Annotated in this window: 22 protein-coding genes; 9 read left to right on the forward strand and 13 right to left on the reverse strand. The window is 66.3% G+C overall.

Translation table 11 applies throughout. The annotated features are described in order from the left end of the window. Positions 1-11: 11 nt before the first annotated feature. Positions 12-185 (forward strand): hypothetical protein, encoded by a 174-nt coding sequence (locus tag ASG86_RS20830; RefSeq protein ID WP_200946289.1) that lies wholly within the window; start codon positions 12-14, stop codon positions 183-185. 13 nt (positions 186-198) lie between these two features. Here the strand turns inward: ASG86_RS20830 and ASG86_RS17820 are convergent, their stop codons facing one another. The 3 genes from ASG86_RS17820 to ASG86_RS17830 all read right to left on the reverse strand — a co-directional run bounded on the left by ASG86_RS17820 (position 199) and on the right by ASG86_RS17830 (position 2,201). Next, positions 199-699, reverse strand: a complete 501-nt coding sequence (locus tag ASG86_RS17820) for a hypothetical protein (protein ID WP_056337560.1) — start codon at positions 697-699, stop codon at positions 199-201. A gap of 77 nt (positions 700-776) precedes the next feature. After that, complete coding sequence (locus ASG86_RS17825; RefSeq protein ID WP_056337563.1) at positions 777-1,208, reverse strand: DUF3592 domain-containing protein; 432 nt, start codon at positions 1,206-1,208, stop codon at positions 777-779. A 72-nt stretch (positions 1,209-1,280) separates the two neighbouring features. After that, positions 1,281-2,201: an A/G-specific adenine glycosylase gene (locus tag ASG86_RS17830; RefSeq protein WP_056337566.1), complete on the reverse strand. Its 921-nt coding sequence runs from the start codon at positions 2,199-2,201 to the stop codon at positions 1,281-1,283. A gap of 194 nt (positions 2,202-2,395) precedes the next feature. Here ASG86_RS17830 and ASG86_RS17835 point away from each other — a divergent pair, with 194 nt between their 5' ends. Then, the gene (locus ASG86_RS17835; RefSeq protein WP_056337568.1) at positions 2,396-3,106 is read left to right on the forward strand and encodes a hypothetical protein; all 711 of its coding nucleotides are present in this window, start codon (positions 2,396-2,398) and stop codon (positions 3,104-3,106) included. A 141-nt stretch (positions 3,107-3,247) separates the two neighbouring features. On the opposite strand, the gene disA is transcribed toward ASG86_RS17835, so the two are convergent. From disA to ASG86_RS17850, 3 genes are all read right to left on the reverse strand, one after another. After that, entirely contained in the window at positions 3,248-4,324 is a 1,077-nt protein-coding gene (gene disA, locus ASG86_RS17840; protein WP_056337571.1) for a DNA integrity scanning diadenylate cyclase DisA, read from the reverse strand. Between the two features lie 247 nt (positions 4,325-4,571). Beyond that, complete coding sequence (locus ASG86_RS17845) at positions 4,572-5,072, reverse strand: 2'-5' RNA ligase family protein (RefSeq protein WP_056337574.1); 501 nt, start codon at positions 5,070-5,072, stop codon at positions 4,572-4,574. Between the two features lie 65 nt (positions 5,073-5,137). Further along, complete coding sequence (locus tag ASG86_RS17850) at positions 5,138-5,389, reverse strand: hypothetical protein (protein ID WP_056337577.1); 252 nt, start codon at positions 5,387-5,389, stop codon at positions 5,138-5,140. 195 nt (positions 5,390-5,584) lie between these two features. Here ASG86_RS17850 and ASG86_RS17855 point away from each other — a divergent pair, with 195 nt between their 5' ends. Both ASG86_RS17855 and ASG86_RS17860 read left to right on the forward strand, forming a co-directional pair. Further along, a complete protein-coding gene (locus tag ASG86_RS17855) occupies positions 5,585-7,198 on the forward strand; it encodes a peptide chain release factor 3 (RefSeq protein ID WP_056337580.1) in 1,614 nt (537 codons plus the stop codon). Positions 7,199-7,204: 6 nt separating this feature from the next. Then, positions 7,205-8,434, forward strand: coding sequence for a beta-ketoacyl-[acyl-carrier-protein] synthase family protein (locus ASG86_RS17860; RefSeq protein ID WP_056337582.1), 1,230 nt, complete (start codon positions 7,205-7,207; stop codon positions 8,432-8,434). An 87-nt stretch (positions 8,435-8,521) separates the two neighbouring features. On the opposite strand, the gene ASG86_RS17865 is transcribed toward ASG86_RS17860, so the two are convergent. From ASG86_RS17865 to ASG86_RS17885, 5 genes are all read right to left on the reverse strand, one after another. Continuing rightward, the gene (locus ASG86_RS17865; RefSeq protein WP_056337586.1) at positions 8,522-9,871 is read right to left on the reverse strand and encodes an MFS transporter; all 1,350 of its coding nucleotides are present in this window, start codon (positions 9,869-9,871) and stop codon (positions 8,522-8,524) included. A gap of 65 nt (positions 9,872-9,936) precedes the next feature. Next, positions 9,937-11,265 carry an enolase C-terminal domain-like protein gene (locus tag ASG86_RS17870; protein WP_056337589.1) on the reverse strand — a complete coding sequence of 443 codons (1,329 nt, stop codon included), beginning with the start codon at positions 11,263-11,265 and terminating at the stop codon, positions 9,937-9,939. Continuing rightward, the gene (locus ASG86_RS17875) at positions 11,262-12,866 is read right to left on the reverse strand and encodes an aldehyde dehydrogenase (NADP(+)) (protein WP_056337592.1); all 1,605 of its coding nucleotides are present in this window, start codon (positions 12,864-12,866) and stop codon (positions 11,262-11,264) included. The genes ASG86_RS17870 and ASG86_RS17875 overlap by 4 nt, the downstream gene beginning before the upstream one ends. 38 nt (positions 12,867-12,904) lie before the next feature. Then, the gene (gene kdgD, locus ASG86_RS17880; protein WP_056337595.1) at positions 12,905-13,819 is read right to left on the reverse strand and encodes a 5-dehydro-4-deoxyglucarate dehydratase; all 915 of its coding nucleotides are present in this window, start codon (positions 13,817-13,819) and stop codon (positions 12,905-12,907) included. Between the two features lie 134 nt (positions 13,820-13,953). Next, a complete protein-coding gene (locus ASG86_RS17885) occupies positions 13,954-14,838 on the reverse strand; it encodes a LysR family transcriptional regulator (RefSeq protein WP_056337599.1) in 885 nt (294 codons plus the stop codon). A gap of 149 nt (positions 14,839-14,987) precedes the next feature. Here ASG86_RS17885 and ASG86_RS17890 point away from each other — a divergent pair, with 149 nt between their 5' ends. From ASG86_RS17890 to ASG86_RS17905, 4 genes are read left to right on the forward strand one after another with little or no spacing between them, the layout of a single operon-like run. Continuing rightward, positions 14,988-15,998, forward strand: a complete 1,011-nt coding sequence (locus ASG86_RS17890) for a tripartite tricarboxylate transporter substrate binding protein (protein ID WP_056337602.1) — start codon at positions 14,988-14,990, stop codon at positions 15,996-15,998. A 5-nt stretch (positions 15,999-16,003) separates the two neighbouring features. Then, on the forward strand, positions 16,004-16,579 hold the full coding sequence (locus ASG86_RS17895; protein WP_056337605.1) for a tripartite tricarboxylate transporter TctB family protein: 576 nt from the start codon (positions 16,004-16,006) through the stop codon (positions 16,577-16,579). Positions 16,580-16,588: 9 nt separating this feature from the next. After that, positions 16,589-18,136 carry a tripartite tricarboxylate transporter permease gene (locus ASG86_RS17900; protein ID WP_056337608.1) on the forward strand — a complete coding sequence of 516 codons (1,548 nt, stop codon included), beginning with the start codon at positions 16,589-16,591 and terminating at the stop codon, positions 18,134-18,136. Beyond that, a complete protein-coding gene (locus ASG86_RS17905) occupies positions 18,133-18,537 on the forward strand; it encodes a universal stress protein (RefSeq protein WP_056337611.1) in 405 nt (134 codons plus the stop codon). Before ASG86_RS17900 ends, ASG86_RS17905 begins: the two co-directional genes overlap by 4 nt. Positions 18,538-18,548: 11 nt before the next feature. Here the strand turns inward: ASG86_RS17905 and ASG86_RS17910 are convergent, their stop codons facing one another. Continuing rightward, the gene (locus ASG86_RS17910) at positions 18,549-19,037 is read right to left on the reverse strand and encodes an NUDIX domain-containing protein (RefSeq protein ID WP_056337614.1); all 489 of its coding nucleotides are present in this window, start codon (positions 19,035-19,037) and stop codon (positions 18,549-18,551) included. A 145-nt stretch (positions 19,038-19,182) separates the two neighbouring features. Here ASG86_RS17910 and ASG86_RS17915 point away from each other — a divergent pair, with 145 nt between their 5' ends. Next, the gene (locus ASG86_RS17915) at positions 19,183-19,422 is read left to right on the forward strand and encodes a hypothetical protein (protein WP_056337621.1); all 240 of its coding nucleotides are present in this window, start codon (positions 19,183-19,185) and stop codon (positions 19,420-19,422) included. Between the two features lie 56 nt (positions 19,423-19,478). On the opposite strand, the gene ASG86_RS17920 is transcribed toward ASG86_RS17915, so the two are convergent. Continuing rightward, on the reverse strand, positions 19,479-21,167 hold the full coding sequence (locus ASG86_RS17920) for a sensor histidine kinase (protein WP_056337623.1): 1,689 nt from the start codon (positions 21,165-21,167) through the stop codon (positions 19,479-19,481). Between the last annotated feature and the right edge of the window lie 5 nt (positions 21,168-21,172).

A 21,172-nucleotide genomic window follows, 5' to 3' on the forward strand; every position in this document is an offset into this window, starting at 1 on the left:
AGCTCAATGCCATGGAACGGCCGCTTGCAGAGAACTCCCAGGAAATCGAAGTGCTGGACGGCCAAATCTCCGTAGAGGAACTGCTGGCCGAACTCGGCTTCAACTGGAGTGCTGAACCCGTGGTCGGCGGTGCGGAACCCGGAGCCCCCGGGGGCGAAACCTTCACGCAGCCGGCGCTGTTCTAGGCCACTTCCAAACTCAAGGCCGGGCCTGCTGGTGCAGCCCGGCGTCGTCCAAAACCACCGACGCCGACAAAATCCTCCCGCACTGCTCGCCGAAGGGATACGCCGCCTGCGGACTGAACTCCAGGCTGCGAACCGGGAGCGCGGTTCCGTCCGGGGCTGTGGCGGACACGGTCACGGCCATGGGTGATTCGGTCAGGGCGTCCAGCATCAGCACACCAACTTTGGTGCCGTCCGGAGAGGCGGTGGCCGAACACACGCCCTCCGGATTGCACCCCGAGTCCACGGAAGCACTGCCCGGGCGGAGTTCGACGTCGCCCTCCTTGCAGGTGCCGTCCTGGCAGGCCCGCACGTGCAGCGCCCCCACCTTCGGCGAGTAACCGGCGGTAACGGTTATGGAGACAGCGGTGGCCTGCGCGATAGCCGGGCAGGCGCTGCCGCGGAAATCGCAGGCGGAGACAGAGGCAGACAGCAGTGCCGCCGTCAATAACACCAGGAGCCGCCCGGGCTTGTGCATGCCTTCAGGCTACGTCGGGTGGGTCCGCATCAGGCCCGGCGGCCGTCAATTGGAGGCGCCATTGTTATGCCGCAGGCCTAACCCACCGGGAAAATGCCGATGAACCAGAACAGTGCCAGGGCAAACACCGCGAAAAAGGCAATCAGGCAGCCGACGGCGGTGCGCGGCTCTGAGGAAACCTGGAGGGATTCGTTGGGGTTCTGCGGGTTGTAGGCCACCTCGATCAGCGACCCCGGCACCGGCTGCTCCACCCCGGAGACCTCGGACTTCCCCATGAAAAGGGTGCCCTGCGGATCGGTGAACTGGTAGGTGGGGTAGTAGCGGAGGTTCCGGTTGGAGCCGCCCACGCCGCTGGTCCAGCCGGTGGCGCTGCCGGTGACGGTCGCCTGCACCTTGGGCCAGGCCGCCATCAGCCGTTCCCGGCGCCTGGTCCTGCGACCCGCATGGACCAGCGAAAAGACCGCGGCGGCAACGAACAAGGCCCACACGATGTACAGGATGGTTTTCATGGCTTCCCCCGGTTCCGGTCACCAAGAAGTATGCCATTCCCAGCATGTGGCCTGGCCCGTGCCCCAGACGGGTCAGGCGGGGAGCCGGTAGCCGCCGTCGTGCATCTCGGCCAGGCCGTCCGCCAGCAGCCCCGCCAGCGCCCGCTCAAGCTGTTCCGGGGCGGTGTTGAGCCGGTGCAGCGCGGCAAGGGGCACGCCGATTCCCTCGGGCGCGTAGCCAAGATCTGCCGGCTCCCGCTGGAACATGTCCGCCGGCACGGGGGTTTCGGCCAGCCGCAGCACGGCCAGCACGGCGCCGCGGACCTGGCGGTCGGTGCCGTGCCACGCCTGGCCTTTGGGAACGTACGACGGCGGGGGCTCACCCGCAGCGAGCCAGGCGCAGGAGTCCTGTACCGGGCAGGCAGCGCATTTGGGCGCCCGTGCCGTGCAGACCAGCGCCCCCAGTTCCATGACCGCAGCGTTCCAGCGCACGGAGGTTTCGTCGTCGTCCGGCAACAGGGCGGCGGCCAGCCGCATCTCCGCCGCGGTCAGCGCGGGGGCGGGAAGCGCGACGCCGGAGACCAGGCGGGCGTGCACCCGCCGGATGTTGGTGTCCACCACAGTTTCGCGACGGCCGTACGCGAAGGCGGCCACGGCCGCGGCCGTGTAACTGCCCACGCCGGGCAAGGCCAGCAGTTCCGGGTAGGTATCCGGGACCAGGCCGGCGTGGTCCTGGACAATGGCGGTGGCTGCGGCATGCAGCCGGAGGGCGCGCCGGGGATAGCCGAGCCGTCCCCAGGAACGGACCGCTTCGCCTGCCGGTTCGCCTGCCAGGCCGGCGGGGGTGGGCCAGCGCTTGAGCCATTCGTGCCAGACGGGGAGGACCCGGACCACGGGGGTCTGCTGCAGCATGATCTCGCTGACCAGCACGCCCCAGGGGGAGCAGCGGGGCTCGCGCCAGGGCAGGTCGCGGGCGATTCCGGCGAACCAGGAGTTGATCCGGTGATGGAGCATCGCAAGGTCTGCAGGGCCCGGGGGAGTGACCGCAGCGGCGGCGGTGGAGGTTTGAGTGTCGATGCCACATACCTTAGTTGATGCGTTCAGGCGGGTTGAAAACCGCGTGTGGCCAGTGCCGTGTGACCAGTGCGATCCGGCGTGCGGCGGCGTGGTGGCAGTGCAGAACCGGCGGTGTTCCCTAGCCTAGGAGGATGGGCAGGCAAGGCGATTCAGCAGCACGCGGCACGGCATCCGGTTCCAGCAGCGTCCGGAAGCCCAGCCCTGCTGTGTACCGCCGCCGTCGCCTGGTTGTCGGCGCGGCGCTGCTGCTGGTGCTTGCGCTTGTGGTCAGCGGTTTTGCCCTGGCCGGAGCCTTCAAGGGCGGTTCGCAGCAGGCGTCCTCCACGCAGCCTTCTCCAGGCGGCACGGCCGCCCCGTCCGCCTCCGCAAGTCCGTCTGCTGCCGCCACCCCTTCCGGCCCGGCGTCGGCAACCACGTCCGCGACGCCGTCGGCCACTGCCTCTGCCACCCCTTCCTGCAACCAGAACCAGGTGACTGTTTCGGCGTCCACTGACAAGCCCGCTTATGGCCCGGGAGAAAACCCGATGCTGACACTGAAGGTGACCAATGGCGGCAGCGTCCCCTGTGAAGTCAACATCGGAACCTCACAGATGGAATTCCTGGTCACCAGCGGCTCCGACCGGATCTTCTCTTCAAAGGACTGCCAGGCCTCCAGCGAAGACCTGGTGAAGGTGATTGCCCCCGGCGCCAGCGAAACCGCGAACTTCCCGTGGAACCGGAACCGCAGTGCCGAGGGCTGCAAGGCAGTCTCTGCAGCGCCTGGCGGCGGTGGCGCCTACTACATCTTCACCGCCAGGCTGGGTTCACGGGCCAGCCCCAAGGCCGTCTTCCAGCTGAACTGACGCCCACCCTGCATCGATTGCTGAGTAACTGTCGTTTTCGGGGCTGAAAACGGCACCTGCTCAGCAATCGATGAGGGGGAAGCGCGGGGTGCTTGATGGGGAAGAAGCCTGCGCGGTGCGCCGGGGAAGGGTGAATCTGGTTTAGAGGAAGCGGTCCAGGAGGCTTGCCTCGGCCATCCGGCTGAGCCCCTCACGCACTGTCCGGGCGCGCTGGTCACCGATGCCGTCGACGGTCATGAGGTCATCGATGGTGGCTGCCATCAGGAACTGCAGGCCGCCGAAGTGGTCCACCAGGCGGTCCGCTACGGCCTTTGGAACAGCCTTCAGGCCGGACAGCAGCCGGTAGCCACGGGGCTGCACCACGGCATCCAGATTTACTTCACCGCCCGCAAATCCCACGATTGACGAAATCTTGCCGAGGTCGATCAGTTCCGTTGGTCCCAGGCTGACGAGTTCATTGACGGCCTTTTCGATGTCCTCCGCGGACGCATCGGGGCTGGCGTAGTCGCGGATGATCACGTCGCTGCCCGGGCCGCGGCCCACGGTAAGCTCGTCCAGCTGGAGGGAGAGGAGCCGGCCGTCGTCGCCCAGTTCCAGGACGTACTGCGAGATTTCCTCCGAAATGCGGCGGACCATTTCCTGCCGCTGCAGGGTGACCGCCACGTCGCGCACGGTCACCATGGCCTCGATTTCCAGGGCCGAGAGCGAACTGGTGACCTGGTCCAGGCGGGCCACGTAGCGCTCCAGCGTGGCAAGGGCCTGGTTGGCGCGGGCCAGGACGTTCTCGGATCCCTCCAGGACATGCCGCAACCCGTTCACGTACAGGGCAATGATCTGCATGGACTGGCTCACGGAGATGACGGGGGCCCCGGTCTGCTTGGCCACCCGCTCCGCCGTACGGTGGCGGGTGCCGGACTCCTGCGTTTCGATGCTTGAGTCCGGGACCAGCTGGACTGCGGCCCGCAGGATGTTGCCCGCGTCCTTGTCGCAGATGATGGCGCCGTCCATCTTGGCCAGTTCGCGCAGGCGGGTGGGGGAGAATTCGATGCCGATATCGAATCCGCCGGAGCAGATGGAATCTATGGTGCGGTCCGAACCCAGGACGATCAGTGCGCCGGTGCGCCCGCGGAGGATCCGTTCCAGGCCGTCGCGGAGGGGCGTTCCGGGTGCAACCCTGCCCAGAGTGGCCCTCAGCGATTCTTCGGGGCTCCGCGCCATAGGTGTTTCCCTTCAAAGATGCGGACCGCCGCCCGCAGGAATGCCGGCGTCCGCAGTTTGCCGGCAGGATCAAAAAGTGCACTGATTCCCGCAAGCTCAATGATAGGGGCAAGAAACCCAACTTCCGCACGGTCAAGCCCCAAAGTGCCCCATTAGGGGGTGCCCCGAACGGCCGGGAAAACGGCCTCTGGACCGCTGGCCGGGCGGGTACTTTCGACCCGTTTGATGCCCGGCGCTGAGGTGTTGGTCAGACGGACGGTCCCAGGGGCGTAACCGTTTTGGTGCTGCTGTCCCAGAGCCGCGCGCCTGTGCAGCGGCCTTCGAGGCGCAGGGCCAGCAGGTCCAATGCAGTTCCGAGTTGATGCGCGGGAATCCGCCGGGAAATGGTGACGTGCGGTGTCCAGGCCCCCGGACAGGTCTGCGGCAGTGCCCCGGACAGGCCCTGGTGGAGGAGGCGGTGCAGGTCCAGCAGGGGTGAGGTCAACAGAACGGACCGGGCAAGGACATATCTTCCGGTACCGGCGGGAAAGACGATCGCCCCGGAGAAGATGACATCGATGGGCAACCCTTCCCAGGGGCCTTCGTCTGCAGCAATCAGGTCCGGTCCGGCGGCAAGCGTGATGTGCGGGCTGTTGCTGGCGGAAGTATGGGCGGCAAGGCTGGGGAGGCCCGCTGCCGCGAGCCGCGCCCAGTCGGCCCTGACGAGTGAGTCCGTGGCGTCGTCAAAGACCAACTCGATGCTGCGCATGAACACATCATGCCCCCACCGGCGTGCTGCGGGCGCCTGCCGGATGTTGCCCCCGCCCAGGGGCTTCAGCGTTTCAGGTCCCGAAGCATCCGTTCCAGATCCCGGCTGACTTTGGAAAGCGATGCAGCCCGGAGGGCCCTGTGCTCAGCCGCTGTCTGCACTCCCCGTTTCCGGGACGGTCCTGAGGGAAGGGCCGACGCCGGTGCCTGGGTTGGCGCGCCAAGGCCCGCCGAGGCGTTGGCGGGCACATTCGTCGCCAGGTTGGTGGCCAGGGGGTCGAAGAAGAGGTTGCCGGTGAAAGTGGCGCCATGCATCATGCGCCAAAGCTAACCGGCCCGCATTTCACTGCTTTGAACACCCGGTTTCGCCCGCGTTAAGCCGGACCGGTCCCGTTTGCAGCCCTGCGATAAACTTGTACTTTGGCCGTTTGCCAATGCCATTCCCCGCCCTCGAGTCGCAGCGCAGTACCCGAAAGGCCCCTGGGCAGCCACAACCGCAGCGAAGGTAACACCGTGTCCCAAGATGTCCTGACCCCCGCCCGGATCTCCGGTATCCACAAAGAGGCCGGCCGCCGCAGGACCTTTGCTGTCATCTCGCACCCGGACGCCGGCAAGTCCACGCTCACCGAGGCCTTGGCCCTGCACGCAAAGGTCATCGGAACCGCCGGCGCTTCCAGCGGCAAAGCCAACCGCAAGGAGACGGTCTCCGACTGGATGCAGATGGAAAAGGACCGCGGCATCTCCATCAGCTCCGCGGCCCTGCAGTTCTCCTACCGCGACACCGTGATCAACCTCCTGGACACCCCCGGCCACGCCGACTTCTCGGAGGACACCTACCGGGTGCTCGCCGCCGTCGACTGCGCGGTGATGCTGGTGGACGCCGCCAAGGGCCTGGAAACCCAGACTATGAAGCTGTTCGAGGTCTGCAAGCAGCGGAACCTGCCCATTATCACCGTCATCAACAAGTGGGACCGTCCCGGCCTGGACGCGCTGGCGCTGATGGACGAAATCACCGAGCGGACCGGGCTGCAGCCCATGCCGCTGACCTGGGCCGTTGGGATATCCGGCGATTTCCGCGGCGTCTGGGACCTCCGCAATGACCGCTTCGCCAGGTTCCAGCGCAACAACGCAGGCGCCCAGATCGCCCTCACCGAGTACTTCACCCCGGAGGAAGCAGCGGAAAGTCAGGGCAGCAACTGGTCGGACGCCGTGGACGAGGCCGGACTGGTGATTGAGTCCAACCTGGAGTTCGACGTCGACGCCTTCCACGCCGGCAAGGCCACCCCCATCCTGTTCAGCTCCGCCGCCCTGAACTTCGGCGTCAAGGAACTGCTGGACGCCCTGGTGGACTTCGCGCCGCCCGCAGCGCCCCGCCCCGACGTGGAGGGCAACCCGCGGCCCGTTGAGTCGCCGTTCTCCGGCTTCGTCTTCAAGGTCCAGGCCGGCATGAACAAGGCCCACCGCGACCACGTGGCCTTCATCCGTGTCTGCTCGGGCGTCTTCGAGCGCGGCATGGTGGTCACCCAGACCCGCACCGGCAAGTCCTTCGCCACCAAATACGCGCAGCAGGTGTTCGGCCGCGAACGCGAAGTCATTGACGAGGCCTACCCCGGTGACGTTGTTGGCCTGGTCAACGCTTCCTCGCTGCGCGTCGGCGACAGCCTGTTCCTTGAGGACCCGGTGGAATACCCGGCCATCCCGCTGTTCGCCCCCGAACATTTCCAGGTGGCCCGGTCCAAGGACCCCAGCAAGTTCAAGCAGTTCCGCCGCGGCATCGAACAGCTGGAGCACGAGGGCGTCATCCAGGTGCTCCGCTCCGATGTCCGCGGTGACCAGGCGCCGGTGCTTGCCGCCGTCGGACCCATGCAGTTCGAGGTGGTGGAGGACCGCATGGCGCACGACTTCAGCGCACCCATGCGCCTGGAACGCCTGCCCTACTCGCTGGCCAGGATTTCGACGGCGGAAGCCATGCCTGCGCTGGCCAACGTCATCGGCGCGGAGGTGCTGTTGCGGTCCGACGGCGAATACCTGGCCTTGTTCAACGACGTTTGGGCGCTGCGCCGGATCGAGAAGAACCACCCGGACCTGACCCTCGTGCCCATCGGCACGCACAACCCCGCAAAGTAGGGCCCCATGGCTGAAATCCAACCCCGCGCGCTGGTCACCGGTGTGGGCACCATCAACCCCCTGGGTTCCAACGCCAAGGAAACCTGGGAGGCCCTGCTGGACGGGCGTTCCGGGATTGTGGCGCTGGAGCAGGACTGGGCGGAACAGCTGCCGGTCAGGATTGCCGGGCAGGTCACGGCAGACCTCTCGGAGCACCTCAGCACCCGCGAAATGAAGCGGATGGACCGGTGCGGACAGTTCGCGCTGATTGCGGCACGGGAGGCGTGGGCACAGGCCGGCGCCCCGGAGGTGGACCCGGAACGGTTCGCCGTGGTGATCGGCTCCGCGTACGGCGGCCTTGGTTCCACCCTTGAGCAGGACCGCGTGCTGGGACAGTCGGGCCCCCGCAAGGTCTCGCCGCACACCCTGACCCGACTCATGGTCAACGGCCCGGCCGCGTGGGTGTCCATGGATCTGGGTGCCCGTGGCGGCGCCCGGACGCCTGTCAGCGCCTGCGCCTCCGGGGCTGAGGCGATTGTCCAGGCAGCCGAGATGATCCGCGCCGGTGCTGCCGACGTCGTGATTGCAGGCGGGGTGGATGCCTCGGTGAATGACCTGGTGATCAGTGGCTTTTCGCAGATCCGTGCCCTCTCCACCCGTCCGGGTGATCCCCAGCTTGCCTCGCGGCCGTTCGACGGCGGCCGGGACGGCTTTGTGCTCGCGGAGGGCGCCGGGGTGGTGGTGCTTGAGAGCGAGGAGCACGCCCGTGCCCGTGGCGCCGCCGTGCTTGGGGCCGTTGCCGGGGGAGCCGTAACCTCCGACGCAAATGACATCGTGGCCGCAGATCCCGCCATGCAGCGGCGGGTCATGCAGAAGGCCCTGGATTCGGCGGGCATGCAGCCTGCGGACATCGGATTCGTCCACGCACATGCCACCTCCACTCCCGTGGGGGACCGGCTTGAAGGCCAGTCCATCAACGCGGTCTTCGGCAGCGACGTACCGGTCACTTCCACCAAGGGGCATACCGGACACCTGCTGGGCGGCGCGGGCGCCCTGGCCGCCGTCGTGGTGGTTGAAGCCCTGCGGACCGGCAAGGTGCCGGGGACGCTGAACGTGGAGGCGCTGGACCCGGAAGTGGACCTTAACGTCCTCACCGAAGGCGCCCACCAGCTTCCCCCGGGTTACGCCCCGGCCGGGCTGGTAAACGCCTTCGGTTTTGGTGGCCACAGCGTGGCTTTGGTGATCACGGGCTCCTGACTTCAGCCAGAACGCCGGAACGGTACCGGGACGCCGGAACGTTACAGCGTCCGGGCACCGTTCCGGCGATTTCGAGGGCAGGGGGCGTCAGGCGCGGCTGGGAACCGCAACCTCCACGGACTCCTCCGCTGCCTTCCCGGCTGGTTCTGCAGTGCGGCGCTCCCTCAGGAAGTAGACCAGGCCGGCAGCCACCGCGGACGCGGCAGCCAGGGCGAAGAGGCCCGGGATGACGCTTCCGGTCTGCTCCTTGATGATGCCGAAGCCGAACGGTGCCACGAACCCGCCCAGGTTGCCCAGCGAGTTGATGATGGCGATCGCCGGCGCAAGGACCACCGGGTGCAGGCCGGACTGCGGGATGGTCCAGAACAGCGGGGACGCGCTCTTGAACCCCATGGCTGCAATGGCCAGGAACACCAGCGCCAGCACGGGGGAGGCCACAGCTGCAGCGTAGGTGCCGGCGGCGGCCACCAGGAGCGCGACCACCAGCAGCGGCTTCTTTGACCTCGCTTTGTCCTGCATCTTGGCGGCGAAGTACATCGCGAATACTGCGCAGATCCAGGGGATGGAGGACAGGAAGCCGGCCGAGAGGTCGGTGGTTCCCGGGATCCGCTTGACGATGCCCGGCAGCCAGAAGGTGTTGGCATAGATGGACAGCTGGATGGCGAAATAGATGCCGCACAGGAGCAGGATCTGCGGGTTCAGGAGCATCTTCCAGCGGTTGACCCTGCCCTTTTCCGCGTTGGTGTGCTTTGCGTCCTCGGCATCGATGGCCTTGGACAGCGCATCCTTTTCCGCCGGGGAGAGCCACCTGGCATCCGCGATTTTCGCGTCGAGCAGGAAGAACACGGTGATGCCCACCAGGACGGAAAGGATGCCCTCGAAACCGAATAGCCATTGCCAGCCGCGCAGGCCCAGGCTTCCGTTCAGGCTCAGCAGCATGCCGGCGATGGGGCCGGAAATTGCCGCTGCCACCGAGGACCCGGCGATGAAGACCGCCGTCGCTTTCCCCCGCTGGCCGGCCGGTACCCAGCGGGCGAAGTAGAAGATGACGGCCGGGAAGAAGCCGGCCTCCGCGGCGCCCAGCAGGAACCGCAGGACGTAGAACATGGTTTCGTTCTGCACGAACGCCATGAGGAACGACACGATGCCCCAGCTGACCATGATCCTGGTCAGCCAGACCTTGGCACCGTACTTTTCCATCATCACGTTGCTGGGGAGCTCGAAAATGGCGTAGGCGATGAAGAACAGGCCGGCGCCGAAACCGTAGGCGGCGGCGCCGATGCCTACGTCAGCCTGGAGGTGGTCCTGGGCATAGCCGATGTTGGACCGGTTGAGCTGGTTGCAGACCAGCATGACCAGCATGACCGGGAGCACGCGCTTGAAGAACTTCCTGGTGGCAGATGCCAGGTCCAGGACGGCGTTGTCCACAGACTTCATTGAATATTTCCTTTGGGGAGGGGACAGGCAAGGCGGGGGCCTTGCAGAAATTTACCGGACTGCCGTTACCTGACCAGGCAGGGCCGCTTGGGGTCGAAGGACCAGCCGTCGACGTAGTACTGCATGCCGATGCTGTCATCCCGGGCGTCCAGGCCATGCTCGAGGTACAGCTGGTGGGCTTTGTCCAGGGCGTCCCGGTCCAGTTCAATGCCCAGGCCGGGAGCGGCGGGGACCTCGATGGCGCCGTCCTTGATCTGCAGCGGTTCCTTGGTGAGGCCCTGGCCGTCCTGCCAGATCCAGTGCGTGTCCAGCGCCGTGATCTCGCCGGGCGCGGCTGCGCCGGTGTGGGTGAACATGGCCAGCGAGATGTCGAAGTGGTTGTTGGAGTGTGAGCCCCAGGTGAGGCCGAACTCGTTGCACAGCTGCGCCACCCGGACGGACCCGTGCATGGTCCAGAAGTGGGGGTCGGCCAGCGGGATGTCCACGGCGTTGCTGCGGACGGCATGGGACATCTCGCGCCAGTCCGTGGCGATCATGTTGGTGGCGGTCCTCAGCCCGGTGGCCCGGCGGAACTCGGCCATCACCTCGCGGCCGGAGAACCGTCCTTCGGCGCCGCACGGGTCCTCTGCATAGGCAACCACGCCCTGCATCCGCTTGCCCAGGCGGATCGCTTCCTGCAGGAGCCAGCCGCCGTTGGGGTCGAGGGTGACCCGGGCGTCAGGGAAGCGCTTGGCGAGGGCGGTGACCACGTCCACTTCGTCGTCGCCGGACAGCACGCCGCCCTTCAGCTTGAAGTCCGAGAACCCGTAGCGTTCCTGGGCTGCCTCGGCGAGGGCGACGACGGCTTCCGGAGTCATGGCCTCCTGGCGCCGGAGCTTCTCCCAGCGGTCCGACGGCGATGCCTCCACGAGGTACGGCAGGTCCGTGCGCGCGTGATCGCCGATGAAGAACAGGTACCCGAGCATGGGTACCGAGGTGCGCTGCTGCCCGTCGCCGAGCAGTTCTGCCACGGGAACGCCGAGGAACTGCCCGTGCAGGTCCAGCAGGGCGGACTCGATGGCGGTGACCGCGTGGACGGTGGTGCGCAGGTCAAACGTCTGCAGGCCGCGTCCGCCGGCGTCCCGGTGGGCAAATTCGGCGGCGATTTCCCGCAGCAGGGAGCGGTACCGTGCCACGGGCCTGCCCTTGATCAGGGCCGCGGCTTCCTCGATGGTGGTGCGGATCTTCTCGCCGCCGGGAACTTCGCCAAGCCCGGTGCGGCCTTCTGAATCGGTGATGATGGCAACGTTCCGGGTAAAGAACGGTCCGTGGGCGCCGCTGAGGTTCATCAGCATGCTGTCGTGGCCGGCTACCGGGACTACTTCGATGGCGGCAATGGTGGGCTGGTTGCTCATGCGTTGATCTCTGCTTTCTCTGCGGCGGAAACCACTTCGCCGTCAATGCGCCGGTTCAGGTGCCAGGGGTTGCTGTCCTGGAGGGCTGCCGGAAGCAGTTCCTGGGGAAGGTTCTGGTAGGCGACGGGCCGCAGGAAGCGGTTGATGGCGAGGGTTCCCACGGAGGTGGTGCGGGAGTCGGAGGTGGCGGGGAACGGGCCGCCGTGGACCATGGCGTGGCCAACTTCGACGCCGGTGGGCCAGCCGTTGACGATGATGCGGCCCACCTTCTGCTCGAGGGCCGGGATCAGGGGTGCCGCCGTCGCGTAGTCCTTTTCAGTGAGCTGCAGCGATGCGGTGAGCTGGCCTTCGAGCCGTGCAACGGCTTCGAGGAGCTCGTCCGTGTTGCCGTATCGGATCACCAGGGACGCGGCGCCGAAGATTTCCTCGTGCAGGATGTGATTCGTGGTGAATTCGCTGACCCCGGTGCCGAAGATGGTGGGTGCCGGAGCGTTTTCGGTGGGGCCGGGGGTGCCCTGGCCGATCAGTTCGACGCCGGCGGCAGAGCCCAGGTTGGCGGTTCCGGTGTTCCAGGAGTTGGCGATGCCTTCGGTGAGCATGGTCTGCCCGGGGCAGGCGGCGATGGCACGTCCGACGGCGGCCGCAAGTTTGTCTCCCGCCTCCCCTTCGGGGGCGAACAGCAGGCCCGGCGAGGTGCAGAGCTGGCCGGAGCTTCCGGTGACCGAGGTGACGTACTGCTGGGCGAGGGCGTCAATGTCACCTTCAAGGGCGCCTTGGAACACGAAGACAGGGTTGAGGGAGGACATTTCGGCGTAGACCGGGATGGGTTCGGGACGGGCGGCTGCGGTCTTCATCAGCGCGATGCCGGCTGCCTGGGAGCCGGTGAAGCCGACAGCCTTGATGGCGGGGTCGGCCACGAGGGCCTGCCCGATGCTGGAACCGGGCCCGTAAATGAGGGAGAACACGCCTGGGTGCAGTCCATGGTCCTTGACGGCTTTGGTGACTGCCTGCCCCACAAGTTCGCTGGTGCCGGGGTGGGCGTTGTGGGCCTTGAAGACGACCGGGCAGCCGGCGGCCAGGGCCGACGCGGTGTCTCCGCCCGCCGTCGAGAAGGCCAGCGGGAAGTTGCTGGCGCCAAACACGGCGACGGGGCCGAGCGGAATCTGCCGCTGCCGGATGTCAGCGCGGGGCAGCGGGGTGCGGTCCGGGACGGCGGGGTCGAGGCGGACACCGCGGAAGTCGCCTTGGCGCACCACCTCGGCAAAGAGCCGCAGCTGGCCGGTGGTGCGGGCGCGTTCGCCCTGGAGCCGGGCGGCGGGGAGTCCGGTTTCCTGGCCGGCGCGGATGATGAGTTCGTCACCGATGGCCTCGATGTTGTCCGCGATCGCTTCCAGGAAGGAAGCGTGGGTTTCCGGTTCCAGGGTGCTGAAGGACGGGAAGGCCTCGGCCGCTGCGGAGGTGGCCGCTGTGAGCTGTTCCTCGGTAATCAGGGAGTAGGCAGGCTCCAGCGCCTGGTTGGTGGCCGGGTTGAAGCCGTTGGTGGTCTTGCCTTTGCCGGCGGTGGGCCGGCCGGCGATGAGGGAATGTCCGTTCAGGGTCATTGTTGGCTCCTGTGTCTGCAGTGACGGCGGGAATATGGCTAGGAAATCATGGCGATCAGGGCTTTGAGGTCTGCGAAGTCCTTCTCGTTGAGCTTCTGCAGCGGGGGGCGTACCGGGCCGGCCGGACGGTCGATGGCCTCGAGGCCGGCCTTGACGATGGAGACAGCGTAGCCTTTCACGCGGTCGCGGATGTCCAGGTACGGGATGACGAAGTCGTTGAGCTTCTTGTTGACGGCCACGCGGTCGTTGTTCCGCACATCCTTGTAGAAGTCCAGCGCGAACTGGGGGACGAAGTTGTACATGGCGCTGGAGTAGGTGCTCATGCCCAGCTGTAGCAGCGGCAGGGCGAAGGTCTCTGCCGTCGGGAGGCCGCCCAGGTAGAAGAGGCGGTCGCCGAGCTTGGCGTAGACGCGGGCGTCGTGCTCAAGGTCGCCCACACCGTCCTTGAAGCCGATGAGGTTTTGGTGCCGGTCCGCGAGGGTGGCGACGGTGGTGTCCTTGTAGATGGCATTGGCCCGGTTGTAGATGATGACGCCCAGGGAAGTGGCGCCGCAGACTGCGCTGACGTGTTCCACGAGCCCGTCCTGGTCTGCCTCGGTGAGGTACGGGGGAAGGAGCAGGATGCCTTCTGCGCCGGCGGCTTCGGCAGCCTTCGCGTTCTCGATGGCCTGGGCGGTGGAGCCGCCTGCAGAGGCGAGGACGGGAACCCGGCCTCCTACTTCGTCGACGGCGGTCCGCACCACGTGCTCCGATTCAGCGGGAGTAAGGGAGAATCCCTCGCCCGTGCCGCCGGCCGCGAACAGGCCTGCCACCGGGAAGCTTGCCTGCCACGCCAGGTGCTTGCGGTAGTTCTCTTCGTCGAACTGCAGGTGCGCGTCGAAAGAGGTGACGGGGAAGGACAGCAGGCCTTCCTTGAGTGTGTCCGCGAGTTCCTGGGGTGTGTACTTAGCCACGGTGTGGTCCTTCGGTGTGTGCGCCGCGGGCGGCAGGCTGATGATTCCTTCCCAGAGTAGGAGGGGCGCTGATGCCTGTCTAAGTGCATTTTTATATGTATTGATACCTTGCCTGCATCACCGACGAGTCCGGGCTACTCCATCGCGAACTCCAGGTCCCGGAGGAGGCGCGCGAGCGCAGGGTTGGTGATACGCCGATTCCACAGCGCATGCAGCTCCACCTGCTCGTGGTCCCCGTCTTCCAGAGGAAGGAACTCAACGCCGCGGATCCCCAGCAGGGTGGCGGAGTGGGGCACGAATGCCAGCCCGCGGTTGGCCGCCACGAGCGACACCATGGTGAGGATCTGGCTGACCGTATGCACCACGTTGGTATGGCGGATGGGGAGCATGCGCACCACCAGGTCATAGAAGTAGCGCGCCTGGGTGGCCGAGTGCATGATCAGGGGCTCATCGCTGAAATCGTCCGCCGTGATGCTTCGGCCCAGCAGTGCAAGCGGGTGGCTCTCCGGTACGGCCAGCATCATGGACTCGCGGTAGAGCAGATGCGAGTCGAACGTCTCCCGGTCGAACGGCGGCCGCGCCAGGCCCAGGTCCAATTCGCCGGTCAGCAACCCGGCCAACTGGTCCCCGGTCACCAGTTCCTGCAGTTCGATGTCCACGTCCGGGATAATGCCCGAAAGCTCCTCCAGCAGCGGGCCCAAGATGCTGAAGCCACTGGCTGCGGTGAAGCCGATCCGCAGGACGCCCGATTTGCCGGAAGCGATCCGCCGCGCAGTGGCGGGCGCCCGCTCCGCGAGAGCCATGAGCCGGCGGGCTTCATCCAGGAACGTCCTCCCTGCAGACGTGAGCTCCACTTTCCTGTTGTCCCGCTCGAGGAGTTCTGCCCCCACGATCTTCTCCAGTTTCTGGATCTGCCGGCTCAAGGGCGGCTGCGTCATATTCAGGCGTTCGGCGGCCCTGCCGAAGTGGAGCTCCTCTGCAACGGCGATGAAGCCAGCCAGCTGGTCGAATGTAAACATGATGCCTTCCGGGTATCAAATGATGCAGATAAGGGCTTAGACAGGCATCATAACCGCTCTCTACACTCGACAAAGCGAAGCGGGGGTGACCCCCTTCACAGATGTTCCGGGCCCCCGCCCGCCACTTGCGCTTGCACCTAGGAGTTCCAATGAAGCACTTCCCGTCCCGCCGCGCCGTCCTTGGAACGGCGTCGGCCTTCACCCTGCTGGCACTGACGGCCTGCGGCGGCAACGTTGCCGGCGGAGCCGCGGCCGGCAACTCGTCGAAATATCCAGCAGGGCCCGTAACAATGACCGTGGGACAGGCCGCCGGTGGCAGCACCGACCTGATTGCCCGGGCGCTGGCAGACGGAGCGGCCAAGACCCTCGGAGCCCCGATGCCTGTGGTGAACAAGCCGGGTGCCAACGGCGCCCTTGCCACCAAGGAAGTTGCCGGCAAGCCGGCCGACGGCCAGGAGTTGGTCCTCCTCACGGCATCCCTGATCACAATCACGCCGCTTGCCGTCAGCAAAGACGAGGCCGTGAACCTTGATGACCTGGATATCATCGCTGGCCTTTCACAGGACGACTACGTGCTGGTGGCCAGCCAGGGCTCCGGGTTCAAGAGCTTCAAGGATGTCACTGCCGCCGGCCGTAACGTCACGTTCGGCACCACCGGTGTGGGCACGGGCAGCCAACTGGCACAGACTGTCCTGTTCAAGCAGGCCAACGTGCAGGGCACCGATGTCCCGTTCGACAGTGGAAAGCCCGCGCTGACCGCCGTCCTGGGCAACCAGGTGGAACTGGCCACTATCCAGCTGGGCGAGGCCATGGCGCAGATCCAGGCCGGAAAAGTCGCTCCGCTGCTGGTCTTTTCCGAAGGTCGCAACAGCTTCCTGCCCGAGGTTCCGTCCGCCAAGGAAGCGGGCTATGACGTGCCCGTGGCACAGTACCGGGCCGTCGCGGCACCCAAGGGCACTCCCCAGGAGGTCAAGGACAAGCTCGCCGCTGCGTTCAAGGACACCTTCAAGACTGACGCCTACCAGGAGTTCAACAAGAAGAACCTCCTGACGCCCAAGGAGATCTCCGGCGAGGAAGTGGTAACGCAGTGGAAGGACTACGCCGCGAAGTACAAGTCCCTGGTGGAGAAGTACAACATCAGCCTCAGCGGGAACAAGTAAACGTCATGGGAACCACTCCATCAGTGACTGCCGGGCGGGGCGGCAGCTCCGCCCTTCCGCCCGGCGGTGATGGCCGGGAAGAGATGCCTGAGGCCCTGACCCCCGAAGAGCTGGCCGCGCAGTGGGAGGAGGAAAAGCCTCCCGCTGCGGGCCCGCTGGCCAACGCTGCCTCTTCCCTGGTGGTGCTCGCCGTCGGGCTCGGTGCCCTCGCACTGTCTGTGTCCATGGGCCTTGGCACCCCGGAGAAGCCCGAACCGGGGCTGTGGCCCTTCCTGACCAGCTGTGTGATGGTGGCACTGGCCATCTTCCAGCTGGTATGGGGCCGGCACAACCGGGACGCGGAGAAGTTCACCCGGATGTCCCTCGCTCCGCTCACTGGCCTGGCCACGCTGGCCGCCATGGTGGCGCTGATGCCCGTGATCGGCTTCGAAATCCCCTCCCTCATCCTGTGCATCATCTGGATGAAGTTCCTGGGCAGCGAGACCTGGCGCTCCGCGCTCCTCATCAGCACCATTGTCGTCGCGGCGTTCTACGGGATCTTCGTCCTGGCCCTCGGCACCTCCATTCCCCACCTCTTCTAGGAGACCACCGTGGATTTCTTCAATCCTGTGATCAACGGTTTTTCCGTCGTCCTGGAACCCATGAACCTTCTCTACTGCCTGATCGGTGTTGTGATCGGCATGCTGATTGGCGTGCTGCCCGGGCTGGGCCCGGCCGCCACCATCGCCATCCTGCTTCCGCTGACCTACAGCGTGGAGCCGGTCACCGCCATCATCATGCTCGCCGGTATCTTCTACGGCGCCCAGTACGGCGGCACCATCACCTCCGTCCTGCTCCGGCTCCCGGGTGAGGCGTCATCGGTGGTGACTGTTTTCGATGGTTACCAGATGGCAAGGCAGGGCAGGGCCGGAACCGCCCTTGGCCTGGCGGCCATCGGTTCCTTCATCGGCGGAACCGCCGCCATTATCGGCCTGACCTTCCTGGCCCCGGTGGTGGCCGGCTTCGCCCTCGACTTCGGGCCCGCCGAATACTCGGCCCTGGCGCTGCTGGGCATCCTGCTGGTGGCAACCATCAGCGGGGGCACCAAGGCCAAGGCGCTTATCGCGGCCGCCGTCGGACTCCTGCTCGCTACTGTCGGGCGGGACGTGTTTACCGGCGAAAGCCGCTTCACCTTTGGCAGCCTGCAGCTCGCGGACGGGATCGACTTCGTGCCCATCGCCATGGGTCTCTTCGGCCTGGGCGAGATCCTCTACAACCTCGAGGAGCGGCACCGGGCCGCCAAGGCGCCGTCGAAGGTCTCCAATGTCTGGCCCTCCAGGTCTGACCTCAAGCAGGCGTCGGGCGCCATCACCAGGGGCTCAGTCCTGGGCTTTTTCCTGGGCATCCTGCCCGGCGGCGGCGCCACCATCGCTTCCATGGCCTCGTACGCCATGGAGAAGAAGCGGGCAAAGCAGCCGGAACGGTTCGGGAAAGGCGCGCCGGAAGGCGTGGCGGGCCCGGAAACAGCGAACAACGCGGCAGCAACGTCGTCGTTCATTCCGCTGCTGACCCTGGGCATCCCCGCCAACGCCACCATGGCACTGATGTTCGGCGCGCTGCTGATCCAGGGTGTGACGCCCGGTCCGCAGCTGGTGGAGCAGAACCCGGACCTCTTCTGGGGCGTGGTCAACTCCATGTACATCGGCAACATCCTGCTGCTGATCATGAGCCTGCCGCTCGTGGGCATCTTCGTCCGGATCCTCCGCGTCCGGGCAGCAATCCTGGCGCCGATCACCGCCCTCATCACGCTGCTGGGTGCCTACACCATCAACAACAGCATGTTCGACGTGAGCCTTGTGGTGTTCTTCGGCGTGCTGGGCTACCTGATGAAGAAGTTCGGCTTCGAACCGGGACCGCTGGTCCTGGCTTTCGTCCTGGGTGAGCTGCTGGAAAGCTCGCTGCGGCGCTCGCTGCTGGTTTTCGGCGGCGACCCCACCGGGTTCTTCACCCGCCCCATCTCGGCAACGCTGCTGGTGGTCTTCATCCTGGTGGCCGTGCTGCCGGGCATCCGCAGCATGTTGGCCAGGCGCAAAGGCACGACGGCGGCGGCCGCTTCCGCCGTGAACGGCACCAACCAGAACATCAAGGAGAAGGTATGAGCATCATCGTCGGGTTCGTTCCCACCCCGGCCGGCGAGGCAGCCCTCGCCGCGGGCATCGCCGAAGCGCAGCTCCGGCAAAAGGACCTCTACATCGTGAACTCGGCCCGCCAGGGCGCACTGGTGGACAAGTCGGTGGCCCCGGAGGACGTGCTGGCCCAGGCCGCGAAAAAGGCGGCCGACGCCGGCGTCACAGCAACCGTCATCCAGCCGCCGTACGAGCACGACCTCGCGGATGAGTTCCTGGACGTGGCAAGGGAGGTGGATGCTTCGCTGATCGTGATCGGCCTCCGCCACCGCACACAGGTGGGCAAGTTCATCCTGGGCAGCCACGCCCAGCAGATCCTCATGCAGGCTGACCGGCCGGTACTGGCGGTCAAAGCCGGCGCTGCGCGTTCCTAAGGCGCAGGGGCTTATGCCAGTTGCCCGTCCTTGACGAGTGCGTCAAGGATGGGCAACTGGCCTTTCACGAGTTTGCGCCGCGCCTCCTGCTCGGGGAACCAGCGGGCGTCATCAATTTCGGGGTAGTGCTGGATCCTGCCGGACCCCTTGGGCCATTCCAGCGGAAAAGTGTTGCTGCTGATCACGGCGGGAGCGAAATCCACTTGCGCCGCGAAGACCGTGATCAGCTTTCCCGAGCGTTGCCGGAACTCGCCAAGCAACCGGTATTCGGCCTCGGGGGCAGGGGTGCCCATTTCCTCGGCGAATTCGCGAAGTGCGGCAGTGCGTGGATCCTCGCCCTCGTTGTATTCACCCTTCGGGATTGACCAGGCGTGGGCGTCCTTGCGGGCCCAGAACGGCCCGCCCATATGTGCGATCCACACCTGAAGCCCGTCCCGGGCACCGGCGGGGGCGGCCGGGTCCTGGCGGTACAGCAGGACGCCGGCGCTGCGAATGGGCATTGATCCTCCAAGAAGCCAGTTTCAACAGGAAGCGAAGTTGCCGTCCGCCGTTAACGCGGAGTTCACGGCCCTGCTTTAGGTTATTCCTTCAGGCACTCTGCCAGGCACTCTGCCTGGCACCCTGGTCGAAGGGACGGGACCACTCATGGCCAACATTGCCGAGGTTTTGGGACGGCTTACGCCGGAAGAAGTCGATGAGCTCCGCAGCATTGGTCCCCAGGGCCACCTGCCGCGGCATTTGGTGGACGCCCTGGACCGGGCAGCCGGGGGAGCGGGTTCCGGCCGCGGCTATTACGTGGTGAACGGCAACGTGAGCGCCACCGGCGGCCCCCTCCTGGTGCTGCGCAGCGACGTCTCCACATGGCTGGCCGGTACGGCTTCCTGAGCGCTGGCAGGGGCACCCCTGCTTCACGGGGCAGTCCGGAACCTCCCGGATCCCTGTCAGGATTCCGGCAGGATGAAAGTGGCCCTGGTACCGCCACCGGGCCCACTGTCCAGGCTGATGGATCCATGGTGGCCCTCAACAATGGTCTTGCTGACCGGCAGGCCCAGGCCGGCGCCCGGAATGGCCGTCTCACGCGAGCGTTCCGAACGGAAGAACTTGGTGAAGGCCTGATCCTGCTCTTCTCTGGTCATCCCCATGCCCGTGTCGGTGACGGAGCAGGCCACGCCCTGCCCTGTCCTGAAGGCCCTGACGGTGATCACGCCGCCGTTAGGGGAGTATTTGATGGCGTTCGAAAGCAGGTTCCGGACCACTTGGGCGATCCGTTCCCGATCCATCATGGCGGGCAGCGGCTCCTCCGCATCAAGCACCAGCTGCAGTGAGTGACCGGCAGCCTTGGGTGTGGCTGCGTCCACCTCCAGTGCCACCAGCCGGGAAAGGTCAGCCTTCTCCAGCGAGAGGTCCAGGCGTTCCGAGGCCACCGCAATGAGGTCATTGACGAGGCCCAGCAGGTGTTCCGCGTTCCGGCGCACCACCAGGAGCTCCTCGCGGATCTCCTCGTGCCCGGGTTCGTCCAGGATCAGTTCCAGGTAGCCGAGGATGGATGTCAACGGGGTGCGCAGCTCGTGGGAAACAGTGGCAACGAAGTCGTCCTTTGCCGCCATCGCAGCGATCAGGCTGGTGACGTCCACAAACGTGATGACGGAGCCCCCTTCCTGACCGCCCGCAGGAGGGAAGCTGTGGGAACTTACGGAATAGGCCCGTTGGCGCTCTAACGGACCGGCCCAGTACAACTCATCGGCAAATGCTTCCCCCGCTGCGGCGCGGGCAGCGGGAAGCAGGTTTGCCGGCACGGGAGTGGAGCGGTCGGCCGACCTGAGGCATGCCTGCCCGGTGGCGGGATCAACGACGCCGGCAAGGGCGGGGTCCACCTGCATGGCCCTGTTGGCCAGCACGGTGTTCCCTTTGGCATCCACCACCCAAACGCCCACTCCAACGGCCTTGAGCACAGCGTCGAGCAGTGCCTGCCGGCGGATGCTTTCACGGAGTGTGCGGAACAGGGCCTGCTCGTTTTCAATCAGCCGGGTCCGGTGGCGGCGGATGGTGGTGGCCACCACATGTGCTGTCACCGCGATGATCGACAGGACCAGGGGCAGGATAAGGGTGCGGATCATCGATCCGCCCACCGTCGACGAGCCGCGGACAGCGGCGGGGACAACAGTGCTGAGGACCGCCCCCGCAATGCCCAGGACAGGCATGTACGGCCGGACGTGGGCGGAGAGCCAGATGACGGGGAACACCAGCATCATGCTGAGGACGCTGAAGGGTGGTCCGCCCGCCTCCCGGGTGAACCCGATGGCCAGGCAATCCAGAAGCGGGATGACGACGAACGCCGGTGCAGGGAGCCGGCCCCACGGCACGGCAATGGACGCTGCGGCGATTGCCAGGTGGAACAGCAGCGCCGCCAGGAACAGCCTGTTGGTGAACGTCTCCGGGCTGAAGACCGCCGCGGCCGCCACCACCAGTGCAACGGTCAACGTCACGGGCAGTTGGCTTGCCACTACGCGCTTACGGGCGCTGAGGCTTCCGAACAGTCCGTCAAGACGGTCCGACACTACCGGCTCAGCCGGCACCCTGCGTTCGCGGCCCGCACCTTCGGCAGTGGCCTGCTGTTCTTTGATTGCCAAGCTTC

This window comes from Arthrobacter sp. Soil764, from assembly GCF_001428075.1.
GTDB lineage: Bacteria > Actinomycetota > Actinomycetes > Actinomycetales > Micrococcaceae > Arthrobacter.

Coding starts and splice junctions, on each gene's coding strand:
- ASG86_RS20830 (WP_200946289.1), top strand. CDS start 12: ATGGAACGGCCGCTTGCAGAGAACTCCCAGGAAATCGAAGTGCTGGAC.
- ASG86_RS17820 (WP_056337560.1), bottom strand. CDS start 699: ATGCACAAGCCCGGGCGGCTCCTGGTGTTATTGACGGCGGCACTGCTG.
- ASG86_RS17825 (WP_056337563.1), bottom strand. CDS start 1,208: ATGAAAACCATCCTGTACATCGTGTGGGCCTTGTTCGTTGCCGCCGCG.
- ASG86_RS17830 (WP_056337566.1), bottom strand. CDS start 2,201: ATGCTCCATCACCGGATCAACTCCTGGTTCGCCGGAATCGCCCGCGAC.
- ASG86_RS17835 (WP_056337568.1), top strand. CDS start 2,396: ATGGGCAGGCAAGGCGATTCAGCAGCACGCGGCACGGCATCCGGTTCC.
- disA (WP_056337571.1), bottom strand. CDS start 4,324: ATGGCGCGGAGCCCCGAAGAATCGCTGAGGGCCACTCTGGGCAGGGTT.
- ASG86_RS17845 (WP_056337574.1), bottom strand. CDS start 5,072: ATGCGCAGCATCGAGTTGGTCTTTGACGACGCCACGGACTCACTCGTC.
- ASG86_RS17850 (WP_056337577.1), bottom strand. CDS start 5,389: ATGATGCATGGCGCCACTTTCACCGGCAACCTCTTCTTCGACCCCCTG.
- ASG86_RS17860 (WP_056337582.1), top strand. CDS start 7,205: ATGGCTGAAATCCAACCCCGCGCGCTGGTCACCGGTGTGGGCACCATC.
- ASG86_RS17865 (WP_056337586.1), bottom strand. CDS start 9,871: ATGAAGTCTGTGGACAACGCCGTCCTGGACCTGGCATCTGCCACCAGG.
- ASG86_RS17870 (WP_056337589.1), bottom strand. CDS start 11,265: ATGAGCAACCAGCCCACCATTGCCGCCATCGAAGTAGTCCCGGTAGCC.
- ASG86_RS17875 (WP_056337592.1), bottom strand. CDS start 12,866: ATGACCCTGAACGGACATTCCCTCATCGCCGGCCGGCCCACCGCCGGC.
- ASG86_RS17885 (WP_056337599.1), bottom strand. CDS start 14,838: ATGTTTACATTCGACCAGCTGGCTGGCTTCATCGCCGTTGCAGAGGAG.
- ASG86_RS17890 (WP_056337602.1), top strand. CDS start 14,988: ATGAAGCACTTCCCGTCCCGCCGCGCCGTCCTTGGAACGGCGTCGGCC.
- ASG86_RS17895 (WP_056337605.1), top strand. CDS start 16,004: ATGGGAACCACTCCATCAGTGACTGCCGGGCGGGGCGGCAGCTCCGCC.
- ASG86_RS17905 (WP_056337611.1), top strand. CDS start 18,133: ATGAGCATCATCGTCGGGTTCGTTCCCACCCCGGCCGGCGAGGCAGCC.
- ASG86_RS17910 (WP_056337614.1), bottom strand. CDS start 19,037: ATGCCCATTCGCAGCGCCGGCGTCCTGCTGTACCGCCAGGACCCGGCC.
- ASG86_RS17915 (WP_056337621.1), top strand. CDS start 19,183: ATGGCCAACATTGCCGAGGTTTTGGGACGGCTTACGCCGGAAGAAGTC.